Source organism: Paenibacillus cisolokensis, assembly GCF_050481165.1.
Classification (GTDB): domain Bacteria; phylum Bacillota; class Bacilli; order Paenibacillales; family Paenibacillaceae; genus Paenibacillus_AH; species Paenibacillus_AH cisolokensis.
Window position 1 is genome coordinate 1 of record NZ_JBCNFP010000046.1, and the last position, 1585, is coordinate 1585.

The following is a 1585-nucleotide window of genomic DNA, read 5'->3' on the forward strand; positions in this document are numbered from 1 at the left end:
CCTGAATTTCGAAAGTGCGATCCTATGAAAACATAAAAAAAGTGCCCAAATCTTTGGTAGAATGGTGTTTGGCGAGAACACTACACCCAAAGAGAGGAGCACCTTTTAGGTGAAGTCTACCACACCCATCAGCAAAATCAAGACCGAATTTTCCCTACAGAACGCGACCAATTTCGGCGGCATCAAAATCTTCCTGGAATACCTCGAAAAAATCAAGTTTGCCGCTGCTTTACAAAGCCTGTCATGCGTGAAAGCAAGCAACTCACTGTTCCCCGTCTACCGTATTCTGCTTTATCTCGTCGTCGGCTGGATGCTAGGCTGCGAACGCCTCTTCCATTTCCGCAAGCTACAGCAAGACTCGCTTCTAAAGCGGTTTCTCGGTGGACGCTGTCCGCACCATTCGCTGTTATACAAAGAGTTGTCGCGTCTTAGCAAATCGCACCCGAACCTGTTGCCCGAACTGCGGTCGCTCAATCAGGAAATCATTGGACCTTGTTTACCAGAGGCTCTCATTCTGGACCTTGACTCCACCGTTGAAACCGTATATGGCGATCAGGGCGGAGCGGCTAAAGGCACGAACCCGCATAAGCCCGGCCGTAAGAGTTATCATCCTTTGCTGGCCTTCGAAGGACAGTCTCGTCTATGTTTGAATGCCGTTCTACGTTCGGGCAATACGCACTCCTCCACGGATGCGTCAGCTTTTCTTCACCAAACCTTCGAACTGCTGAGGGAGCATCCGGTGAAGTACGCGAGGTTCGATAAGGGCTTCGGCGGTGAAGATTTCTACGGCCTGTGGGAAGGCAAAGGAATCGGTTACGTCGGAAAGTTGAAATGGACAAAGCGCCTTGCAGAACAAGTCGCAGCCTGCCGGTACTGGAAACGATTCGTCGATGAAGACTGGATCATCGAAGGGATTACGATCATCTACAAAGCGACATCTTGGGAGAAGGCGCGCCGCGTAGCGATTGTTCGCAAGGCACACATCGTCGATGAAGGCCAGACCCGCATGGTGTTCGATTCGGATTGGCAATACGAAGCGATCGTCACCAATCTCGAATGGGAGCCGCTTGATCTGTGGCGCTTCTACAACCAACGCTGTTGCATGGAGAACTATATCAAGGAAGCGAAGAACGGCTTCTCCATTGATAGAATTGCGACGAGCGAATTTGAGGCGAATGAACTCGACTTGCTGATCAAGTTACTCGCCTACAATTTGTTCGAGCGATTCAAGCGAAGTTGCTGTGAACCGGTACATCAAGGTTACACAATCGCTCGGTTCCGATTAGAGTTCTTCCACTGCGCAGCAACGATTATTCGCCATAGCCGCAACATCATTCTCAAGCTGGCAAAAGACTTTGTAAACCGGTATGCATGGCAACGAATTGAAGCCAGGATCGCACTTTTGGAATGAAAACCCCTAAATTTAACATGGAAAAAATCGCAGCCTCTTCATTGGGGAGGGGGAAAGTGTATCCACATAATGTTGACTTGAACCGAACGAACTGGGAAATCGCCACATTCTTACAGCTAGTTTGGCAGTTCCACTATATACAGCGTTTGATATTACGGGCTTTCGAAATTTAGG

The 1585-nt window shown here is 49.1% G+C and carries 1 protein-coding gene; it reads left to right on the forward strand.

The window, feature by feature from the left end; all coding sequences use genetic code 11:
* Nucleotides 1–109: 109 nt before the first annotated feature.
* Nucleotides 110–1411 carry an IS1380 family transposase gene (locus ABEV74_RS08595; protein WP_430145145.1) on the forward strand — a complete coding sequence of 434 codons (1302 nt, stop codon included), beginning with the start codon at nucleotides 110–112 and terminating at the stop codon, nucleotides 1409–1411.
* Nucleotides 1412–1585 lie beyond the last annotated feature (174 nt).